25 protein-coding genes and 1 riboswitch are annotated in these 18,744 nt (G+C 28.6%); of the genes, 22 read left to right on the top strand and 3 right to left on the bottom strand.

Annotated features, from left to right (window positions below; genetic code table 11):
- The first annotated feature begins 1 nt into the window (after position 1).
- The 9 genes from glyA (at position 2) to AC5SLT_RS02905 (ending at position 8,473) form a co-directional block, all read left to right on the top strand.
- The gene (gene glyA, locus AC5SLT_RS02865; protein ID WP_494592443.1) at positions 2-1,312 is read left to right on the top strand and encodes a serine hydroxymethyltransferase; all 1,311 of its coding nucleotides are present in this window, start codon (positions 2-4) and stop codon (positions 1,310-1,312) included.
- On the top strand, positions 1,312-1,770 hold the full coding sequence (nrdR, locus tag AC5SLT_RS02870; RefSeq protein ID WP_006996878.1) for a transcriptional regulator NrdR: 459 nt from the start codon (positions 1,312-1,314) through the stop codon (positions 1,768-1,770). Before glyA ends, nrdR begins: the two co-directional genes overlap by 1 nt.
- Positions 1,751-2,851: a bifunctional diaminohydroxyphosphoribosylaminopyrimidine deaminase/5-amino-6-(5-phosphoribosylamino)uracil reductase RibD gene (ribD, locus tag AC5SLT_RS02875; RefSeq protein ID WP_494592444.1), complete on the top strand. Its 1,101-nt coding sequence runs from the start codon at positions 1,751-1,753 to the stop codon at positions 2,849-2,851. Before nrdR ends, ribD begins: the two co-directional genes overlap by 20 nt.
- A gap of 4 nt (positions 2,852-2,855) precedes the next feature.
- Positions 2,856-3,449: a riboflavin synthase gene (locus AC5SLT_RS02880; RefSeq protein ID WP_494592446.1), complete on the top strand. Its 594-nt coding sequence runs from the start codon at positions 2,856-2,858 to the stop codon at positions 3,447-3,449.
- Complete coding sequence (gene ribB, locus AC5SLT_RS02885; RefSeq protein WP_006996881.1) at positions 3,436-4,536, top strand: 3,4-dihydroxy-2-butanone-4-phosphate synthase; 1,101 nt, start codon at positions 3,436-3,438, stop codon at positions 4,534-4,536. Before AC5SLT_RS02880 ends, ribB begins: the two co-directional genes overlap by 14 nt.
- A complete protein-coding gene (gene ribH / locus AC5SLT_RS02890) occupies positions 4,536-4,922 on the top strand; it encodes a 6,7-dimethyl-8-ribityllumazine synthase (RefSeq protein ID WP_006996882.1) in 387 nt (128 codons plus the stop codon). Before ribB ends, ribH begins: the two co-directional genes overlap by 1 nt.
- 2 nt (positions 4,923-4,924) lie before the next feature.
- The gene (locus AC5SLT_RS02895; RefSeq protein ID WP_011282132.1) at positions 4,925-5,329 is read left to right on the top strand and encodes a transcription antitermination factor NusB; all 405 of its coding nucleotides are present in this window, start codon (positions 4,925-4,927) and stop codon (positions 5,327-5,329) included.
- Positions 5,322-6,281, top strand: coding sequence for a thiamine-phosphate kinase (thiL, locus tag AC5SLT_RS02900; RefSeq protein ID WP_494592448.1), 960 nt, complete (start codon positions 5,322-5,324; stop codon positions 6,279-6,281). The genes AC5SLT_RS02895 and thiL overlap by 8 nt, the downstream gene beginning before the upstream one ends.
- Positions 6,282-6,367: 86 nt before the next feature.
- Complete coding sequence (locus AC5SLT_RS02905; RefSeq protein ID WP_494592450.1) at positions 6,368-8,473, top strand: sodium-translocating pyrophosphatase; 2,106 nt, start codon at positions 6,368-6,370, stop codon at positions 8,471-8,473.
- A 1-nt stretch (position 8,474) separates the two neighbouring features.
- Here the strand turns inward: AC5SLT_RS02905 and AC5SLT_RS02910 are convergent, their stop codons facing one another.
- Positions 8,475-8,939 carry a hypothetical protein gene (locus AC5SLT_RS02910; protein WP_494592451.1) on the bottom strand — a complete coding sequence of 155 codons (465 nt, stop codon included), beginning with the start codon at positions 8,937-8,939 and terminating at the stop codon, positions 8,475-8,477.
- On the opposite strand from AC5SLT_RS02910, the gene AC5SLT_RS02915 reads away from it, so the two are divergent.
- From AC5SLT_RS02915 to AC5SLT_RS02940, 6 genes are read left to right on the top strand one after another with little or no spacing between them, the layout of a single operon-like run.
- Positions 8,938-9,405 (top strand): ubiquinol-cytochrome C chaperone family protein, encoded by a 468-nt coding sequence (locus tag AC5SLT_RS02915; protein ID WP_494592453.1) that lies wholly within the window; start codon positions 8,938-8,940, stop codon positions 9,403-9,405. The two genes, AC5SLT_RS02910 and AC5SLT_RS02915, sit on opposite strands and share 2 nt — an antisense overlap.
- A 7-nt stretch (positions 9,406-9,412) precedes the next feature.
- Positions 9,413-9,595 (top strand): 50S ribosomal protein L32, encoded by a 183-nt coding sequence (gene rpmF / locus AC5SLT_RS02920; protein ID WP_011282128.1) that lies wholly within the window; start codon positions 9,413-9,415, stop codon positions 9,593-9,595.
- A gap of 14 nt (positions 9,596-9,609) precedes the next feature.
- Positions 9,610-10,614, top strand: coding sequence for a phosphate acyltransferase PlsX (plsX, locus tag AC5SLT_RS02925; RefSeq protein ID WP_494592455.1), 1,005 nt, complete (start codon positions 9,610-9,612; stop codon positions 10,612-10,614).
- The gene (locus tag AC5SLT_RS02930) at positions 10,614-10,916 is read left to right on the top strand and encodes an HU family DNA-binding protein (protein WP_018414148.1); all 303 of its coding nucleotides are present in this window, start codon (positions 10,614-10,616) and stop codon (positions 10,914-10,916) included. The genes plsX and AC5SLT_RS02930 overlap by 1 nt, the downstream gene beginning before the upstream one ends.
- On the top strand, positions 10,906-11,283 hold the full coding sequence (locus tag AC5SLT_RS02935) for a MerR family transcriptional regulator (RefSeq protein WP_271563510.1): 378 nt from the start codon (positions 10,906-10,908) through the stop codon (positions 11,281-11,283). The genes AC5SLT_RS02930 and AC5SLT_RS02935 overlap by 11 nt, the downstream gene beginning before the upstream one ends.
- A 1-nt stretch (position 11,284) precedes the next feature.
- The gene (locus tag AC5SLT_RS02940) at positions 11,285-11,476 is read left to right on the top strand and encodes a 50S ribosomal protein L33 (protein WP_006996892.1); all 192 of its coding nucleotides are present in this window, start codon (positions 11,285-11,287) and stop codon (positions 11,474-11,476) included.
- A 2-nt stretch (positions 11,477-11,478) separates the two neighbouring features.
- Here AC5SLT_RS02940 and AC5SLT_RS02945 read toward each other — a convergent pair whose 3' ends face one another.
- Positions 11,479-11,769 (bottom strand): chorismate mutase, encoded by a 291-nt coding sequence (locus AC5SLT_RS02945; protein WP_006996893.1) that lies wholly within the window; start codon positions 11,767-11,769, stop codon positions 11,479-11,481.
- Between the two features lie 81 nt (positions 11,770-11,850).
- On the opposite strand from AC5SLT_RS02945, the gene AC5SLT_RS02950 reads away from it, so the two are divergent.
- On the top strand, positions 11,851-12,822 hold the full coding sequence (locus AC5SLT_RS02950; protein ID WP_494592457.1) for a COX15/CtaA family protein: 972 nt from the start codon (positions 11,851-11,853) through the stop codon (positions 12,820-12,822).
- Here the strand turns inward: AC5SLT_RS02950 and AC5SLT_RS02955 are convergent.
- Entirely contained in the window at positions 12,815-14,143 is a 1,329-nt protein-coding gene (locus tag AC5SLT_RS02955; RefSeq protein ID WP_006996895.1) for an O-acetylhomoserine aminocarboxypropyltransferase/cysteine synthase family protein, read from the bottom strand. The genes AC5SLT_RS02950 and AC5SLT_RS02955 overlap by 8 nt on opposite strands.
- Before the next feature lie 4 nt (positions 14,144-14,147).
- Positions 14,148-14,216, bottom strand: a riboswitch (SAM riboswitch).
- A gap of 139 nt (positions 14,217-14,355) precedes the next feature.
- Between AC5SLT_RS02955 and rplM the strand changes: the two genes are divergently transcribed.
- Genes rplM through AC5SLT_RS02985 form a run of 6 tightly spaced genes read left to right on the top strand, consistent with a single transcriptional unit; the run spans position 14,356 to position 18,741 of the window.
- Entirely contained in the window at positions 14,356-14,817 is a 462-nt protein-coding gene (gene rplM / locus AC5SLT_RS02960; RefSeq protein WP_006996896.1) for a 50S ribosomal protein L13, read from the top strand.
- Between the two features lies 1 nt (position 14,818).
- Positions 14,819-15,268, top strand: a complete 450-nt coding sequence (rpsI, locus tag AC5SLT_RS02965; protein ID WP_494592459.1) for a 30S ribosomal protein S9 — start codon at positions 14,819-14,821, stop codon at positions 15,266-15,268.
- Positions 15,269-15,302: 34 nt separating this feature from the next.
- Entirely contained in the window at positions 15,303-16,325 is a 1,023-nt protein-coding gene (argC, locus tag AC5SLT_RS02970) for an N-acetyl-gamma-glutamyl-phosphate reductase (protein WP_494592461.1), read from the top strand.
- Entirely contained in the window at positions 16,322-16,546 is a 225-nt protein-coding gene (locus tag AC5SLT_RS02975) for a hypothetical protein (protein WP_494592463.1), read from the top strand. The genes argC and AC5SLT_RS02975 overlap by 4 nt, the downstream gene beginning before the upstream one ends.
- On the top strand, positions 16,547-17,839 hold the full coding sequence (locus AC5SLT_RS02980; protein WP_494592465.1) for a homoserine dehydrogenase: 1,293 nt from the start codon (positions 16,547-16,549) through the stop codon (positions 17,837-17,839).
- Positions 17,839-18,741 carry an AEC family transporter gene (locus AC5SLT_RS02985; RefSeq protein ID WP_494592467.1) on the top strand — a complete coding sequence of 301 codons (903 nt, stop codon included), beginning with the start codon at positions 17,839-17,841 and terminating at the stop codon, positions 18,739-18,741. The genes AC5SLT_RS02980 and AC5SLT_RS02985 overlap by 1 nt, the downstream gene beginning before the upstream one ends.
- Positions 18,742-18,744 lie beyond the last annotated feature (3 nt).

Raw genomic sequence — 18,744 nt, forward strand, 5'->3', positions numbered from 1 at the left:
TATGTCTAGTGAAAAAAACTATTTAAATGAAAATTATAAAAGCTTTTTTGAAGACAGCTTATCTGTAACTGATCCAGAATTACATAAAGCCATAAGTGATGAGCTAAAAAGACAACAACAACATATAGAATTAATTGCTTCTGAAAATATAGTTTCTCAAGCTGTTTTAGAGGCTCAAGGCTCTGTATTAACAAATAAATATGCAGAAGGATATCCTGGAAAAAGATACTATAATGGATGTGAGCATGTTGATGTTGCTGAAAATTTAGCCATAGAGAGATTAAAGAAAATTTTTGATTGTAAATTTGCAAATGCCCAACCACATTCTGGGGCTCAAGCAAATGGTGCTGTATTTTTAGCGCTATTAAATCCTGGTGATACATTTATGGGAATGAGTTTAAATTCTGGTGGACATATTACTCATGGGTTAAAAATATCAATGTCAGGTAAATGGTTTAATCCTATAGGGTATGACGTTGATAAAGAGTCTGAACTTATTGATTATGATAATGTTGAAAAACTTGCATTAGAACATAAACCAAAACTCATAATTTGTGGTGGTAGCGCTTATTCTAGAGTAATTGACTTTAAAAGATTTAGAGAGATTGCCGATAAAGTAGGGGCATATTTGATGGTGGATATGGCTCATTTTTCAGGTTTAGTTGCTGGTAAAGGTTATCCTAACCCATGTGAACACGCACACGTAGTTACTTCAACAACTCATAAAGTTTTTAGAAGTGCTAGAGGTGGAATTATTTTAACTAATCATGAAGACCTAGCAAAAAAATTTAATACTGCAGTATTTCCTGGTTATCAAGGTGGACCGTTGATGCATGTCATCGCTGGAAAGGCTGCTGGGTTTTTGGAAGCTTTAAGACCAGATTTTAGAGATTATATCAAATCAGTTTTGGCAAATGCCAAAATTTTATCTGAGACACTTAAGAATAATGGTTTTAAAATTTATTCTGGTGGAACTGATACACACTTAATGTTAGTTGATCTAAGACCTTTCAATGTTAAGGGTAATGCCGCTGCTGAAAGCCTTTCAAATGCTAATATTACCTGTAACAAAAATGGAATACCTTTTGATACTGAAAAGCCAATGATTACTTCCGGGATAAGACTTGGAACTCAAGCTGCAACAACTAGAGGCTTTGGTTTAAAAGAGTTTGAGAAAGTAGGAGAATTAATTACCAAAGTTGTAAAAGGTTTGTCTGAAAACCCTGAGGATAACAGTAAAATTGAAGAAGAGGTTAGAAATGAAGTTATAGATCTTACATCTAACTTTCCAATCTATAAAAATTTAAAATAATGATTTGTTCAATTTGTAAAAAAGGTGAAACATCAGTAGTAGATTCTAGACCTACAGAAGATGGAACAGCCATAAGAAGAAGAAGACTTTGTGTGTGTGGAGCTAGATTCACAACTTTCGAAAGAGTACAATTTAGAGAAATAATGGTCGTCAAAAAGAATGGAAGAAAATCATCGTTTGATAGAGATAAACTTTCTAAATCAATTTATATAGCATTAAAGAAAAGACCTATTGATACCGAAACTGCAGAAAAATTTATTAGTCGGACTTCAAGAGCTTTAGAAGAACTTGGTCAAAGTGAAATTTCATCAAATACAATTGGCACAATGGTTATGGAAGGTTTGAAAGATCTTGATCCTGTTGCATACGTTAGATTTGCATCTGTTTATAGAAATTTTAGAGAAGAAAAAGACTTTGTGCAATTCGTGGACAAATTAGATGTCTACAAAAAAAGATAAATTTTCAAATAAAGATAAAACTTTTATGAAGCTTGCCTTGAATTTGGCAAAAGCTCGTCATGGACTAACTGGAATTAATCCTTCTGTAGGTTGTGTAATTGTCAAAAATAATAAAGTACTTTCAATTGGTCAAACAGGTTTTAAAGGTACACCTCATGCGGAATTTAATGCCATTAAAAATTCACATGAAAATTTAGAAGGCTCAAAAATGTATGTGACCCTTGAACCATGTAGTCATTATGGAAAAACGCCTCCCTGCACAAATATTATAATTAAAAATAAAATTAAAGAAGTTGTCTATGGAGTTGAAGATATTGATAAAAAAGTTAAAGGTAAAACTTTAAGAATTCTTAAGTCAAAAAATATTTTAGTAAAAAAAGATTTACTCAAAAAACAAATTAATAAATTTTATGCACCTTATTTTTTTAATAGAAAAAAAAACCTTCCTTATGTTACTGGTAAAATTGCAATTTCTAAAAATAATTTGATATATAGCAAAGATACTAAAAGAATTTCAGATATTCATACTGATAAATTTACACATTTTCTTAGATATAAAAATGACTCGTTAATGATTTCCTCCAAAACTTTAAATAAAGATGACCCAAAACTTAATTGCAGACTAGAAGGTTTGAGTAAATTTTCTCCTAAAAGAATAATTTTAGATAGAAACTTAGAAATTAAAAAGAATTCATATATTTTTAAAACAGCAAATAAAGACAATACTATAATTTTTTATCATAACGCCAAAGCCGAGATGAAATTAATGTTAAAAAAAAAAAGTATAACTTTAATCAAAAGTAAATTAAATAAAAATAGCTTTGATATTAAATCAATTTTAATGAAACTCTATGTCCTTGGCTGTAGGAATTTATTAGTTGAAGGGGGAAATGATCTATCTAAACACCTTATTAAAAAAAAATTATTTAATGAATTTTATTTATACAAATGTACTAAAAGTTTATCAAAGTTAGTCAATCATAAAGAGATTGGTTTTCTTAAAGAATTAAAGAAAAATTATAAAAATAAATTAAAAATTAATAAAAAGTTAGGCAAAGATGTAATTACACTTTACAAATAATATTATGTTTAATGGAATAATTTTTAATCAAGGTTTAATTACTAAATTTGAAAAAAGATCAAAAGGTACTAATATTTTTGTAAAAGCTGATTTAAAGTTAACACATAAAGATCTGGGTGTATCAGTTGCTTGTGATGGTGTTTGCTTAACATTGATCGATATCAAAAAACAGATAATGGAATTTTATCTTTCTGATGAAACTATACAAAGATCAAAATTTAAATTTTTAAAAATAAATGATAAAATCAATCTTGAACTTCCCTTAAAATTTGGTCAAAAGATATCAGGACATATTTGCCAAGGCCACATTGATGCGGTAGGTAAAATACAGAGTATTAAAAAAATTGATAAATCGTATTTATTTGATTTTGAAATTGTCAAAAAAGAACGAGCAAATTTAATTGATAAAGCATCTATATGTATAAATGGAATTTCTTTAACAATTTCCAAAGTAACCAAAAAAGGTTTTCAAGTTTGGGTTATTCCACACACCTTTAAGCTAACAAATTTATCTTCGTTAAAAAAAGGCAGTCTAGTTAATATAGAGATAGATATCTTATCTAAATACGTTAGAAATTATTTTAATGAAAAAAAATAATTATGCATCCATTGAAAGTATAATAAATATCGCAAAGAAGGGCGGTATGTTTATCTTAGTTGACGATGAGAAAAGAGAAAACGAAGGAGACTTAATAATATCAACCACAGACTCAAGTGCTAAAAATATAAATTTTATGGCAAAATATGGTCGCGGATTAATTTGTCTGGCGCTAGATAGTGTACAAGCAAAACGTTTAAATTTATCTTTGATGTCACCAATAAATCAATCAAGGAATAAAACTGCATTTACAATTTCTATTGAAGCAAAAAAAGGAATAACAACAGGTATCTCAGCAAAAGATAGAGCAAAGACAATTAAAATTGCTTCAAAAAAAAATGCAAATAAGAAAGACATAGTTTCACCTGGACATGTTTTTCCAATTATTGCGAAAGATGGCGGCGTTTTAGTAAGAGCTGGCCACACAGAAGCCTCTGTTGATATTTCAAAACTTGCTAAAAAAAATAACTCTGCAGTTATTTGTGAAATAATGAATGAAGATGGGACAATGGCCAAAGGTCAAGATTTATTCGATTTTGCAAACAAACATAATTTAAAGATAGGTAAAATCGAAGACCTTATTGCTTATCGTTTAAAAAAAGAAAAACTAATTAAACTTAAAAAACAATCAGATATTAAAGTAAAAAATCAAAAATATAAAATTCGAATTTATGAAAACCTTTTGGATGGATCTGAGCATTTTGCTTTGATTAAAGGAAATATTAAAAAAGGGATAATACCAAGAGTTAGAGTAATTTCTTCTAACGTAGTTCAAAATTATTTAATCAATCAACAATTACCAAATTCATTTGATAAAACTTTAAATTATTTTAAGAAATTTAATAACTGTGTTTTAGTTTTTATAAAAGATACAAATTTAAAATCTGTTACACAAACACTTAAGGATTATAAAAATAAAAATTTCTATAAAAAAGGAAATGATAAGCTTATAAGAAATTATGGTATTGGTGCTCAAATAATTAAAGATTTAAAGATTAAAAATATGATATTAATTACTAAGTCTCTTAAAAAAGTTATTGGTTTGGAAGGTTATGATATAAAGATTACTAAACAGGAAATTATTTAATGAAAAGAAAATATTTAATAGTTATTGCTGATTATTATAAAGATATATCAAAGGGTTTACTAAGTAGTGCAAAGAGCATATTACCCAAATCTAGTTTAATAAAAATTATTAATGTTCCTGGTGTTTTTGAAATACCAGTCACGATTTCAAAGAATATTAAAAAATATGATGCTTTTTTAGCTCTTGGTTGTGTTATTAAAGGCCAAACACCTCATTTTGATTTTATTTCTCATTCTTCAACTGATGCAATAATGAAACTTTCTGTAGATAGCAAAAAACCCATTGGTAATGGAATTATTACCTGTCTTAATATGCGTCAAGCTATAGCTAGGAAGAAAAAGGGTAGAGAAGCAGCTCAAGCTGTAATATCTGTTCTATCTCAATAACAATGAGAACTCCATATAATCCCAATCAAAGTCCGAGGGTAATTATTATCCAAAAGTTATATGGAAATTTTTTTAATGATGACACAGACTTAACTTTTCCCAAACATAGATTTAAAAAATTCATTAAGGATGTTGTTTTAGGTACCATTGAAAGAGATGAAGTTATTAAAGAAGAGGTTAAAAAATATCTAAGTGAAGACTTAGAGTTAACTAATTTAGACCAGGTTTTTCAAGTGATAGTAAAATCTGCTATATTTGAGTTTTTATACAAACCTAAAGTTTCTTCCAAAATAATTATTAAAGAATATCTTGATGCATCAAACTTTTTTTTAGAAGATGGTCAAACTAAATATTTAAATGCAATATTAGACAAAATAGCTAAAAAAATAAGAACCACTAATGCATGAATTTGAATTAATAAAAAATTATTTTCAAAAACTTTCTAAAAAATCACCAAGTGCCTTAAATTTGAATGATGATGTTTTTTTTGATAAAAAAAATAAATTAGCAGTATCTGTTGATACATATACAGAAGGCAATCATTTCATAGACTTTAAAAGACCTGATCTTGTCATTAAGAAAATAATTAGATCATCAATTTCAGATTTAATATGCAAAGGTATTAAACCAAAATATTATTTTATTTCTGGTTCTGGTAATAAAAAAAGTTTTTCTAAATTAAATTTATCAAAAATCAGCAAATCACTTAATCAAGAACAAAATAAATATAAAATATTTTTAAGTGGTGGAGATACAGTTTTTTCTAACAAGTTAAGTTTTACAATTACTTCAATAGGTTTTGCCGATAATATTATCTATAGAAACAAAGCTAAACTTTATGATGATGTATATGTCTCTGGAAATATAGGAGACAGCTATTTAGGGCTATTAGTTTTAAAAAATAAAATTAAGCTTAATTCAAGATTAAAAAAATATTTTACTAATCAATATTTTATGCCAAATATTCAATTAAAATTAATTGATCAAATTAAAAAGTTTGCCAATACCTCAATTGATATATCTGATGGACTTATAGCGGACCTTGATAAAATGATTAATAATCAGAAATTATCTTATAAAATTTTTTTAAAAGATATTCCAATTTCAAGTAACCTAAAGAAGATACTTGCTCTTAAAAAACTATCTAAGATTAATTACATTTCTAATGGTGATGATTATCAGGTCTTATTTACAGCTTCTAAAAATAAGATGAGAATCATAAGAAAAATAGCTACTAATTGTAGAGTTAAGCTAACTAAAATTGGCACAATTCAAAGCCATGTTAAAAAATCATCCATTGTAGATAATGAAAATCGGCAAATTACCCTTAAAAATAAAGGTTATTTTCATAAGTTTTAAAAAGTTAAATATTGCCTTTTATTGCTTTTTTTGTATTGTCCGGACTTTAAAGAATAAAATTTAACAACCAAACAACCAAAGGCAAAATGAACTCACTAATAGAAACAATATTATTATTTACCATAGCAGCTGGATCTCTTTCAATCGTTTATGGTTTTTTTACAGGAATGAATATCCTTAATTCAAGTGCAGGAAATGCCAAGATGCAAGAAATAGCATCAGCAATTCAAATTGGTGCTAAGGCTTATTTAGCAAGACAATATAAAACAATTGCCGTGGTTGGAGTTGTTGTTTTAGTTATTATTTGCTTTGTGTTCAGTCCATTAGTTGGTTTAGGTTATTTTATTGGTGCTACATTATCAGGTATAGCTGGTTATGTTGGAATGTTAGTTTCTGTTCAAGCTAACGTTAGAACTGCTGAAGCATCAAGAAAAGGTTTAGCAAGCGGTCTTGCTGTTGCATTTAAATCAGGTGCTGTAACTGGAATGTTAGTTGCTGGATTAGCTTTGCTTGCAATTGCAGTTTATTACTATTTTTTATTAAAAGTAGGTATTGATGACAGAGAAGTTGTTAATGCATTAGTTGCATTAGGCTTTGGTGCTTCTTTAATATCAATTTTTGCAAGATTAGGTGGTGGAATTTTTACAAAAGGTGCTGATGTTGGTGCTGACTTAGTTGGTAAAGTTGAAGCAGGTATTCCAGAAGATGATCCTAGAAATCCAGCTGTAATTGCTGACAATGTTGGAGATAACGTTGGTGATTGTGCTGGTATGGCAGCAGACTTATTTGAAACTTACGCTGTAACAATTGTTGCAACAATGGTTCTTTCTTCGATATTTTTCTATGGTGATATAAATATGATGATCTACCCTCTAACTATTGGTGGGGCTTGTATTTTAACATCAATCTTAGGAACTTTCTTTGTTAAACTTGGAAAAAGTAAAAATGTTATGAATGCTTTATATAAAGGGTTTGTAGTTTCTGCTGTTTCTTCATTAATAATTTTATACCCTGTTACTGATTATGTAATTGGATTTGCAAGCGAATATACTGTTAATGGTAAGAGCTTTACTGGTATGAGTTTGTATTATTGTGGAATAATTGGTTTAGTTATTACTGGACTATTAATTTGGATTACTGAATACTATACTGGTACTGAATACAGACCAGTAAGAAGTATTGCTAAATCTTCTACAACTGGTCATGGAACAAACGTTATCCAAGGCTTAGCTGTTTCTATGGAAGCCACTGCTGTACCAGCTTTAATTATTGTTGCCGGTATATTAGCAACAAATTCAATCGCTGGTCTTTATGGTATCGCTATTTCAGTAACTACAATGCTTGCATTAGCAGGTATGGTTGTTGCTCTTGATGCTTATGGACCTGTAACAGATAATGCTGGTGGTATTGCTGAAATGGCTAAATTACCAAATAGTGTTAGAAAAACTACTGATGCATTAGATGCAGTAGGTAATACGACTAAAGCTGTTACTAAAGGCTATGCTATAGGTTCTGCAGGTTTAGGAGCTCTAGTATTATTTGCAGCTTATGTTGAAGACATCAAGCACTTTTCAGGTGTAGCCGGTTCAAAGCTTGAAGGAATTGTTGTAACTTTTGATTTATCAAATCCTTACGTTGTAGTTGGTTTATTAATTGGTGGAATGCTTCCATATTTATTTGGATCAATGGGTATGCAAGCTGTTGGTAGAGCCGGTGGTGCAGTGGTTGTCGAAGTAAGAAGACAATTTAAAAAATATCCTGGCATCATGAAGGGTAAACAAAAACCTGATTATGCTAAATTAGTTGATTTATTAACTTTAGCTGCAATTAGAGAAATGATTATACCTTCGTTATTGCCAGTTCTTTCTCCTATTGTTTTGTACTTTGTAATACTAGCTATAGGTGGTCAAGTTGCTGCTTTAGCTGCGGTTGGTGCAATGTTGTTAGGAGTGATTATAACAGGTTTGTTTGTTGCTGTTTCAATGACTGCTGGTGGTGGAGCTTGGGATAATGCGAAAAAATATATTGAAGATGGAAATCACGGTGGAAAAGGTTCTGAAGCACACAAAGCTGCTGTAACTGGTGACACTGTTGGAGATCCTTACAAAGATACTGCTGGTCCTGCTGTTAATCCAATGATTAAAATTACAAATATTGTGGCTTTACTATTGTTGGCGGTGATTGCTGGTTAAATTAATTTATTTTTTTTTTACCGAGAGGGTCGTTTATTTTTTGTCTTACTGAGTACAAAAACTCATATATAAAATTATTTTTAGAATAACTCATTTGAGTTGTGTCTTCAGAAAATTTTATATTGTTCATATCTTCTTTAGTTAAAAAAACATTTTTTGATAAAACACCTCTGTTATCAATATCCAATAGTAAGATGTTATTTTTTAACAATTCTTTTTTCCCTAAATTTGATAGTTTTGAGGAGCTAGTTTGTATTTCCATATAAATCCATAATTCCTGATTAAAAGCCCCTTTTGTTGAAGGAGGTCCTAAAAGTTCAATTATATCGTTTTTATTTGTTTTACCGATTATAAGTTTTTCATTCTTCTTTTCTAAAAAATGTACTCCATGATGTTTTATAACTTTATTTAATGTACAATTTGAAATAAATAAAAAAATAATAACTAGATAAAAATAATTTTTCATGAGCAAAGAATATTTGAATATTTACAACAATTTAGTAAAATTAACTAGAAATAAAGATTTGTATAAAGATTTTAAAAACCAAGACACTTTTTCTGATAGATTGATATTTTTTTTACTGCATTTCGCTTTCTTTTTGAAAGTTTATAAGGAAAATAATGATAAAAAAATACTACAAGAGATTTATGATTTTACCTTTAGACAAGTTGAATTAAGTATCAGGGAAATTGGTTATGGTGACCAATCGATTAATAAAAAAATGAAAGATTACCTAAACTTATTCTATGGAATGATCGACAAAATTCACAGTTGGGATGAATTAGATATAGAATCTAGAAACTCTATTTTGGTAAATTTTTTAGATAATTCATCTAATATTGAGTATTTGGTTAATTATTTTGAAAATTATAGGTTAAATTTAAAAAATAATACTTTAAATTCTTATATAAAAGGTGTAGTTAAGCACTAATTTTATTATGGCTGTACCTAAACGAAAACAATCACCGTCAAGAACTGGAATGAGAAGAGCTCAGAATATGAAGTTCAAATCTACCAACATTGTTGAGGACAAGAAATCTGGAGAATACAGATTACCTCATCACTTAGATCTAAAAACAGGCATGTATAGAGGTAGACAAGTTTTAGATCCTAAGGAATAAAAGTCCAAAATTAAATGAGTAAAATAATAAAAATTGCAGTCGATGCAATGGGTGGAGATAACTCACCAAAAAAAATTATTGATGGAATTATTCATCATTTTAAAAGTAACACTAATACTTTTTATCAAATTTTTGGTGATAAGGAAAAAATCCAAAATTATATCAATGATCAATTACCTACATCTTCATTTGAAATAATTCACACCAAAGATTTGGTTAAAGGAACTGATAGTCCTTTAGAAGGAGCTAAAAGAGGAAAAAACACTAGTATGTGGTTAGCCATACAAAGTGTTAAAGAAAAAAAATCTGACATAGTTATTTCTGCTGGTAACACGGGAGCATTACTTGTTATTTCAAAACTTAATCTAAAGATGATTGAAAACATTGATAAACCAGCTCTTTCTGCTTTATGGCCAAATAAAAAGAATATGAGTGTAGTGCTAGATTTGGGAGCTAATATCGAATGTAGTCCAAAAAATTTAATTGATTTTTCTATAATGGGATCTTCGTTATTTAAATCGTTATATCCTGATGATACCGCTAAAGTTGCTTTATTAAATATAGGGTCTGAAGAAATTAAAGGTAATGAGACTATCAAAGAAACTTACCAACAATTAAATCAAAGAAATAACACTGACTTTGAGTTTAAGGGTTATATAGAAGGTAATCAGTTAATGAATGGCGATGTAAATGTTATCGTTGCAGATGGATTTACTGGGAATATTGCTTTGAAGACAGCCGAAGGTACTGCAAATTTTATTACCAGTGAATTAAAGAAAGCCATGACAGGTAATATTATTGGTAAAATTTCATCTTTACTAAATATTTCAAATTTAAAAAAATTTAAAGAAAGATTAGATCCAAGACTTTATAATGGTGCAATTTTCATAGGTTTAGATTCTCCTGTTATTAAAAGCCATGGTGGAACAGATTATATAGGTTTTTCAAACTCATTAAGTGTTTGTACTAGAATTGTCACTGGAAATTTAATAGAAAAGATAAGAAACAACATGAGTTAATGAAAAGAACTAACTTAACAAAAAAAGATCTTATAAATTCAATTTATATGCAAATTGGTTTTTCAAAAAATATATCTGAAAATTTAATTGATGATTTTCTAATTACAATAGTAGACAATTTAAAAATAGAAAAAAAATTAAAGCTCTCTAAATTTGGTACTTTTTCTATAAGGGCAAAAAAAAGTAGAATTGGACGAAATCCCAAAACAAAAGAACAAACAACTATATCTAATAGAGATGTTGTTTTATTTAAAGCTTCTAAGGAATTTAAAGATTTGGTAAATTCTAAGAATGATTCATAAAAATAGTGATGCTTATAAGTCAATAGGTGAGGTTGCTAAAATTCTTGGTCTTGTAAACAAAAAAAAAGGAACCTTGAATACTCATACTATTCGATTTTGGGAGAAGGAATTTAAGCAAATTAAGCCAAAAATTTTAAATGGTAATAGAAGATATTATAATAATGATACTATTGAGGTTTTAAAAAAAGTTAAATATCTACTCAAAGATCAAGGAATGACAATTATTGGTGTTAAAAAAGTTCTTAATTCTGATAAATCATTAAAACTTGACGAATTACCAAATAATTCTATAAATGCTGATTATAATTTAAAAAATAAACTTAAGAAGATTTCCGATTTAATAAAAAAAATAAAAAGTTTAAAATAAAATGGCAAAAAAAACGCACGTTAAAGTTAGATTAGTACCAGAGGCTAAACCTGATAGTCCTTTTTTTTATTATGTTAAAAAACCTGCGGGTGGTGAAAAAGCTAAAGTTAAATTGTCTGCAAAGAAATATAACCCTTCTACAAGAAAACATGAAATGTTTGTGGAAAAAAAATTACCTCCACACAGTAAATAGTACTATTTTTTTCTAAAATTTCTTTTTTCGTAATCAATAAAAGACCAAATCATATTTTTCCAAATTCTATTAGTGATTTTTGGGTCAATATTAGTTTGTATTGATTTTTTTTTAATTTTTTTAAGTATAAAATTGATCCTTTTTTGATCAATTATTTCTTTTTTATGGATTTTTACTTTTAGCACTTCATTGACTAGAGAAGATCTTTTTTTGATTAATTTAAGTAAATCATTATCAAGTTTATCAAGCTTAATTCTAATCTGATTTAGTTTTTTTTTATTTGTAGGCGACATTTATTCAATTGGTTATTAAGATAATTATTATAAGTATAATTTATGTTTGTAAATAGCGACAACTATATAAAATATTTGAAATTGTGGTTAATAACTTTATTTTCATTAATTGTTCTTATGGTAGCTGTCGGTGGTCTTACTAGACTAACAGACTCTGGTTTATCAATCACAGCCTGGGAGCTCTTTACTGGAATACTCCCACCTATGAATATTAATGAGTGGAATTTTTATTTCTCAGAGTACAAAAAAATTCCTGAATATAAAAATATTAACTACGGCATGTCCTTAGATGAATTTAAAGTGATTTTTTATTGGGAGTATGCTCATAGATTGTTAGCAAGATTTGTAGGTTTGTTTACTTTAGTGCCTTTGCTTTTCTTCACTCTCTATTTTAAAAAAACCCTGCATTATTCTAATAAATATTATTGGATTTTTTTTCTTGTGTGTCTTCAGGGGTTCATTGGTTGGTATATGGTATCTAGCGGATTAATTGAAAATAATGACGTTAGTCACTTTAGACTTAGCATTCATTTATCTTTGGCTTTATTTATTTTATGTTTAATTTTTTGGTATATTTTAGATATTCATAAAATTAAAAAATTTGAAAATAAAATTCCAAATTTATTTTTATTATTTATACTTAAATTGATAGTTTTGCAGATTGTATTGGGTGCTTTTTTATCAGGTTTAGATGGTGGTCTCATCTATAATTCATGGCCTGATATGAATGGTGGTTTTTTTCCAAATGATGTTAGTTATGGTGATTTAATTACTACTCAATTATTTAACAACCCATCAATTATTCAATTTTTTCATAGATCAACTGCATATTTGCTTTTATTTTTTATAATTATTTTAAATTTTATCTATTTTAAAAAACAATATGATTTTAAATATGTATTATTTTTTGATGTTGCTATCTTGTTTCAAATTTTTTTAGGAATTATAACTTTGATTTCTGGTGTAGAGATTACATACGCTTCACTACACCAGCTAGGTTCAATATTAGTTTTGAGTTCTTATTTTTTGATATTATATAAAAACTCTAACTAACTGCTTTCAAATTCCCTTTAGAAGATTTATTTAAAGCTTGGTCTAAATCCTCAATAATGTCATCTATATGCTCAATACCAATACATAATCTTACGTATCCAGGAGTTACACCTGAGGCTAACAATTCTTTTTCTGTTAACTGACTATGAGTTGTTGTTGCAGGATGAATTGCTAAACTTCTTGCATCTCCAATATTTGCAACATGATAAAACATTTTTAAAGACTCGATAAATCTCTTACCTGCTTCAATACCACCTTTGAGCTCTATACCAACTAAACCACCATTTCCTTCATTTAGGTATTTTTTAGCACGATCAGCAATTTTACCCTCATGTTCTGTTGGATAGATTACTCTTGTTACTTCTTTATTTTTCTTTAAATAGTCAACAACTTTTGATGCATTTGAGCAGTGTTGTTTCATTCTAAGAGCAACTGTTTCAAGCCCTTGAATAATTCCAAATGCATTGTCAGGTGATAGGGCAGAACCAAGATCTCTTAGCAATGTAACCCGCGCTCTTACTGCAAAAGAAACATTAGCCCCAGTTAATTCTGGAACCACTTTTCCCCATATAGCTCCACCGTAACTTGCGTCAGGTTCGTTAAATAAAGGTTGTCTTTTGGGATCAGCTGTCCAATCAAAATTACCTCCATCAACTAAAGCTCCACCTACAACTGTACCGTGACCACCTATATATTTTGTTAATGAATAAACTACTACAGCAGCACCATGTTCTAAAGGTTTGCAAATTACAGGGGCAGCTGTGTTGTCCATTATTAATGGTATATTGTATTTTTTACCAATATCAGAAACTTCTTTAATTGGAAAAACTCTCAAATAAGGATTTGGTAAAGTCTCACCATAAAAAGCTCTAGTTTTATCATCAACAGCTTTTTCAAAGTTTTTTGGGTCAGAAGGGTCTGCATATCTAACCTCAATACCAAGTTTACTTAATGTATGCGTGAATAACGAAATAGTACCTCCATATAAATCCGTAGAGCTGACTATATTATCTCCGGCTTGTGCAACGTTTAAAATTGCAAAAGTTGATGCGGTTTGTCCAGATGCTACTGTTAAACAGGCTAATCCTCCTTCTAATGAAGCAACTCTTTTTTCAAGAGCATCATTTGTTGGATTCATTATTCTTGTATAAATATTTCCAAATTCCTTAAGAGCAAACAAATTCGCAGCATGTTCAGTACTATCAAATTGATACGATGTTGTTCTATAAATTGGAACTGCTACTGCTTTGGTTGTTGGATCGCTTCTATAATCACCACCATGTATAGCTATAGTCTCAGGGTTTTGTCTTTTTGTACTCATCTTAATACTCCTTTTTTAGTACTTTTGCTTTATGCAAGGCGTACAATACAGTTCAAATGCGCCTACCGATAATGTGGGTAAAAAATCCTTTTTAGCAATAACTAGCCTGCAATAGGAACAAATCGGCTATATAGAAATATCATTTAAGCAAGATATTGCAAGGGAAATATAAAATTGACATTATATCTAATAATAGTATTAATCCTCGCACAATGACAAAATTTCTAAAAAGTGGTGATTTAAACAGTAACTGGTTTGAGATTGATGCTAAAAATGCTGTAGTTGGCAGATTAGCTTCTATTATCGCTATGATTGTTAGAGGAAAAAATAAAACAACTTTTACACCTCATATGGATGATGGTGATTTTGTTGTTGTTAAAAATGTTGAACAAGCAAAGTTCACAGGAAAAAAATTTAAAGATAAAAAATATTATAGACATACTGGTCACCCAGGTGGAATTAAAGAAATTACTCCTGAAAAATTATTAGAAAAAAATAAACCTGGCGAGACATTAAAATTAGCTATTAAAAGAATGTTACCTGGTGGAGTTCTAGGAAGAAAACAATTAACTAAAGTAAAAATTTATGCTGGTGAAGAACACCCTCATGCAGCACAAAACCCAAAACTTTTAGACCTAGGTAAATTAAACAGTAAAAATCTAATAAGAAATTAATATGGAAACAGCAGCTACACCAAATAAAGTATCTACAAAAAAACCTAAAATTAAATTAGATTTTAAAGATAGTAAATACGCAACTGGTAGAAGAAAAAAATCTATTGCAAAAATTTGGGTGAAAAAAGGTACTGGCAAAATTTACGTTAATGGCAGAACTATGGATGAGTATTTCACTAGCGGAAGTCACAAAATGCAAATCACAAGACCATTTGAGATTATAAACCAAGCAACTGATTATGATGTAAGATGTAGAGTAGCAGGTGGTGGTCACACAGGTCAAGCTGGTGCAATGGTCCATGGTATTGCTAAAGCATTAATCTTATTTGATTCAGAGAATAGAGCAGTACTTAAGACAGAAAAGCTTAATACTAGAGACTCTAGATCGGTTGAAAGAAAAAAACCTGGTCGTAGAAAAGCAAGAAGAAGCTTCCAATTCTCGAAAAGATAATTCTTTTTTAACTCTAAACTGTTATAATAAAAAAATGCCTAAGCTTAATGTTTTAGTTGCTGGATCAACAGGTTATATTGGTGTTCAATTAATTAAATTATTAGTTAAACACAGCAATGTTAACATTAAATATCTTTGTGGTAATACGTCTGTTGGAAAAAATATCTCTAGTTATGAAAAATCATTAAGTTCAAAAAAATTACCTAAAATTATTAGATACAATAAAGAACTTTTAAAAAACATAGACCTTGTTTTTACAGCTCTACCTAATGGTGAAGCACAAGATATTTCAAATGATTTATTAAAACACAATATATTAATTGATTTAGCTGCAGACTTTAGACTTAATAAAGCATCAAATTATCTAAAATGGTACAAACAAAAACACAGATCTGTCAAAAATATTAAAAAATCAATTTATTCATTACCAGAAATCAATGGTGACAAATTAAAGAAATTTAATATTATTGGATGTCCAGGTTGCTACCCAACATCAATACTTTTACCACTTATTCCATTAGTTAAGAAAAATTTAATAAAAACAGATAATGTTATTATAGATTCAAAATCTGGTTACTCTGGTGCTGGAAGAGGTGTGCATAAAAAATATAAGGATAAAAATCTTTATGAATCCTTAAGCGCTTATGGTGTGGGTTTCCATAGACATAACTCTGAAATTCAACAAGAAATCGAAAACTACACTAAAAAGAAATTTTCTTTTACATTCACACCCCATTTAACACCAATGTTTAGAGGGATACTTAGTACTATTTACTTAGACCTTAACAAAGGTGTAGGTATTAAACATTTAGAAAACACTTTAAAGAGTCAATATTCAAAAAACAGATTCGTTAAAATTTTAAAAACAAATTCATTGTTAAGTACAAATGACGTAATTAACACAAATAATTGCTCTATAGTAATTTGTAAAACTAAGTATAAAAATAGAGTTATTATTTTATCTGTTATTGATAATTTGATTAAAGGTGGGGCAGGTCAAGCAATACAAAATATGAATATCAAATATGGTTTTAATGAAACAAAAGGATTAATTTGAAATACTTATTTTTATCCCTAATTATATTTTTAACTTCGTGCTCATTAAACAAAGAGTCTACTTATTGGAATGAAGATCCTATTAAAAAGTCTAATGATGACAAAAAACTTTCTCAGATATTAAAAAAAACTGGTGATTACAAATCTATGACTTTTGATGAATTTAACCTCTTTCTTAAAGATTATTCAAAAAATGCAGAATACCCAGATATTAACCAATAGATGAAAAATATAATCAACATTGCTGTAGTTGGTCTAGGACAAGTTGGTATTTATTTGTTAAATGAACTTAATACTAAAAAAAAAGATATTGAACTTAAGACAGGAAAAAAGATTAACGTAGTAGCTGTTTCAGCAAGAAGCATTTCTAAAAAAAGAAGATTTAAAGTTAATAAGAAAATATTTTTTAAAAACCCATTAGAAATTTTTAATAAGACCAAAGTAGATATTTTATTTGAAGCTATAGGTTTGTCAGATGGGATTTCAAAAAAAGTTGTGGAAACTGCTTTAAAAAATAGAATACATGTAATCACTCCTAATAAAGCACTTATCTCTAAACATGGTGATTATTTAGGAAAATTAGCAGAGGATAATAATGTTAATTTAGAATTTGAAGCTTCTGTTGCTGGTGGTATTCCAATACTAAGAACCATTAAAGAAGGTCTTGCAACTAACAAAATTTCTAAAGTTTATGGAATTTTAAATGGTACTTCTAACTATATTCTTTCAGAAATGGAAAATTCTAATGATAGTTTTTCTAACGTATTAAAAAAAGCTCAAAAATTGGGATATGCTGAACCAGGTAACCCCAAATTAGATTTAAATGGTTTTGATGCATTTGCTAAAGTAAGAATTTTATCTGCTCTAGCCTTTAATACTAAAATTTCTAAATATAAATGCTTAATGGAAGGTATTGAAAAAATTGAATTAAAAGACATAGAAATTTCCAATCAATTAAATTTACGAATCAAACTCCTTGGCATTTCAGAACTAATTAATGGTCAACTTTTTGAAACTGTACACCCATGCTTAGTTAGTAAAAGTTCTTATATTGGTAACGTTGGTGGTGTTATGAATGCTGTTATTCTCGAAGGAAAACCTGTTGGTGAAAGTATATTGCAAGGGGAGGGAGCTGGCCCTGGACCTACTTCTTCATCTTTATTATCAGATTTACTTTCAATTTTAAGAGGTAATATTAAAAAGCCATTTGGCATTCCTGGCAATAAACGTAAATTAATTAAGTGTTACAACGTTGATAATTATGTGAATTCACTATATTTGAGATTTGAAGTTAAAGACAAACCAGGTGTTTTATCAACAATCACAAACCGACTAGCTAAGTATAAAATTTCAGTAAAAAGATTAATCCAAACTCCTGACAAAAAAAATAATAAAGCTACAATTGTTATTATTACTCATAAAACTAATGAACTTAATTCTAAGAACTGTCTTTCTGTTTTTAATAAAGACAAAAATATTCTAAGATACCCAACATTGATTAGAATTTATAATTAATGGAAATATATCTAAAACTTTTTGAGGTTTTATTTCCTGTCTTTTTTGTTGTTGGTATTGGTTATTATCTTGGCATAAATAATCCAAAATTAGATACATCTTTTATTACTACCTTTGCAGCAAATATTGGTACTCCAGCAATGATAATATATTCTTTAACATCAACTGGAATGTCTTTTGACATTTTTAAAAATTATTTTTGGTACTATTTGATAGCAATTTTTATTTTTACAATAGTAGGTATAGTTTTTTTATTTTTTTTAAGTACTAAAGATATTATTCGTGAGTTACCCCCTTTTGTTATGCCTAATACTGGTAATATGGGTTTACCAATATGTTTATTCGCTTACGGCACTCAAGGTTTAGGTATCGCTGCTGCAATTTCAGCCTTAATAGTGCTATGCCATTTTACTCTTGGAGTATTTCTTGCTGATAGAAAATTTGATTTAAGTGTAATTCTTAAAAACCCACCTTTTTATGCAATTATAATTTCAGTAATTTTTCTATACTTTAGAATAGAACTTCCTCTCTTTGTTGAAAATACAACTTTTCTGCTAATGTATGCTACTATTTTTTTAATATTAATGTCTTTAGGAATTGCTCTTACTCGTTTTAAGATTTTTTCATTCAAAAAAGCATTTATATCATCAATAGGAAGGGTAATAATTGGACCAATAATTGGTTTTTCAATAATAAAATATTTTAACCTTTCAGGTTTTGCTGCTGGTGTTCTATTAATTCAATGTTCAATGCCTAGCGCTGTTTTAAATTATCTTGTGGCATCAATTTATTCACCAAAAAAGATTGTAGATAGTGTTGCTAGTACCATTGTTGTTTCAACAGTCATGTCTTTTTTTACTATTCCTGTTGTCGTATTCTTTGCTTTAAAATACTTTAATTAAACT

The organism is Candidatus Pelagibacter sp. PS_11 (assembly GCF_059417975.1).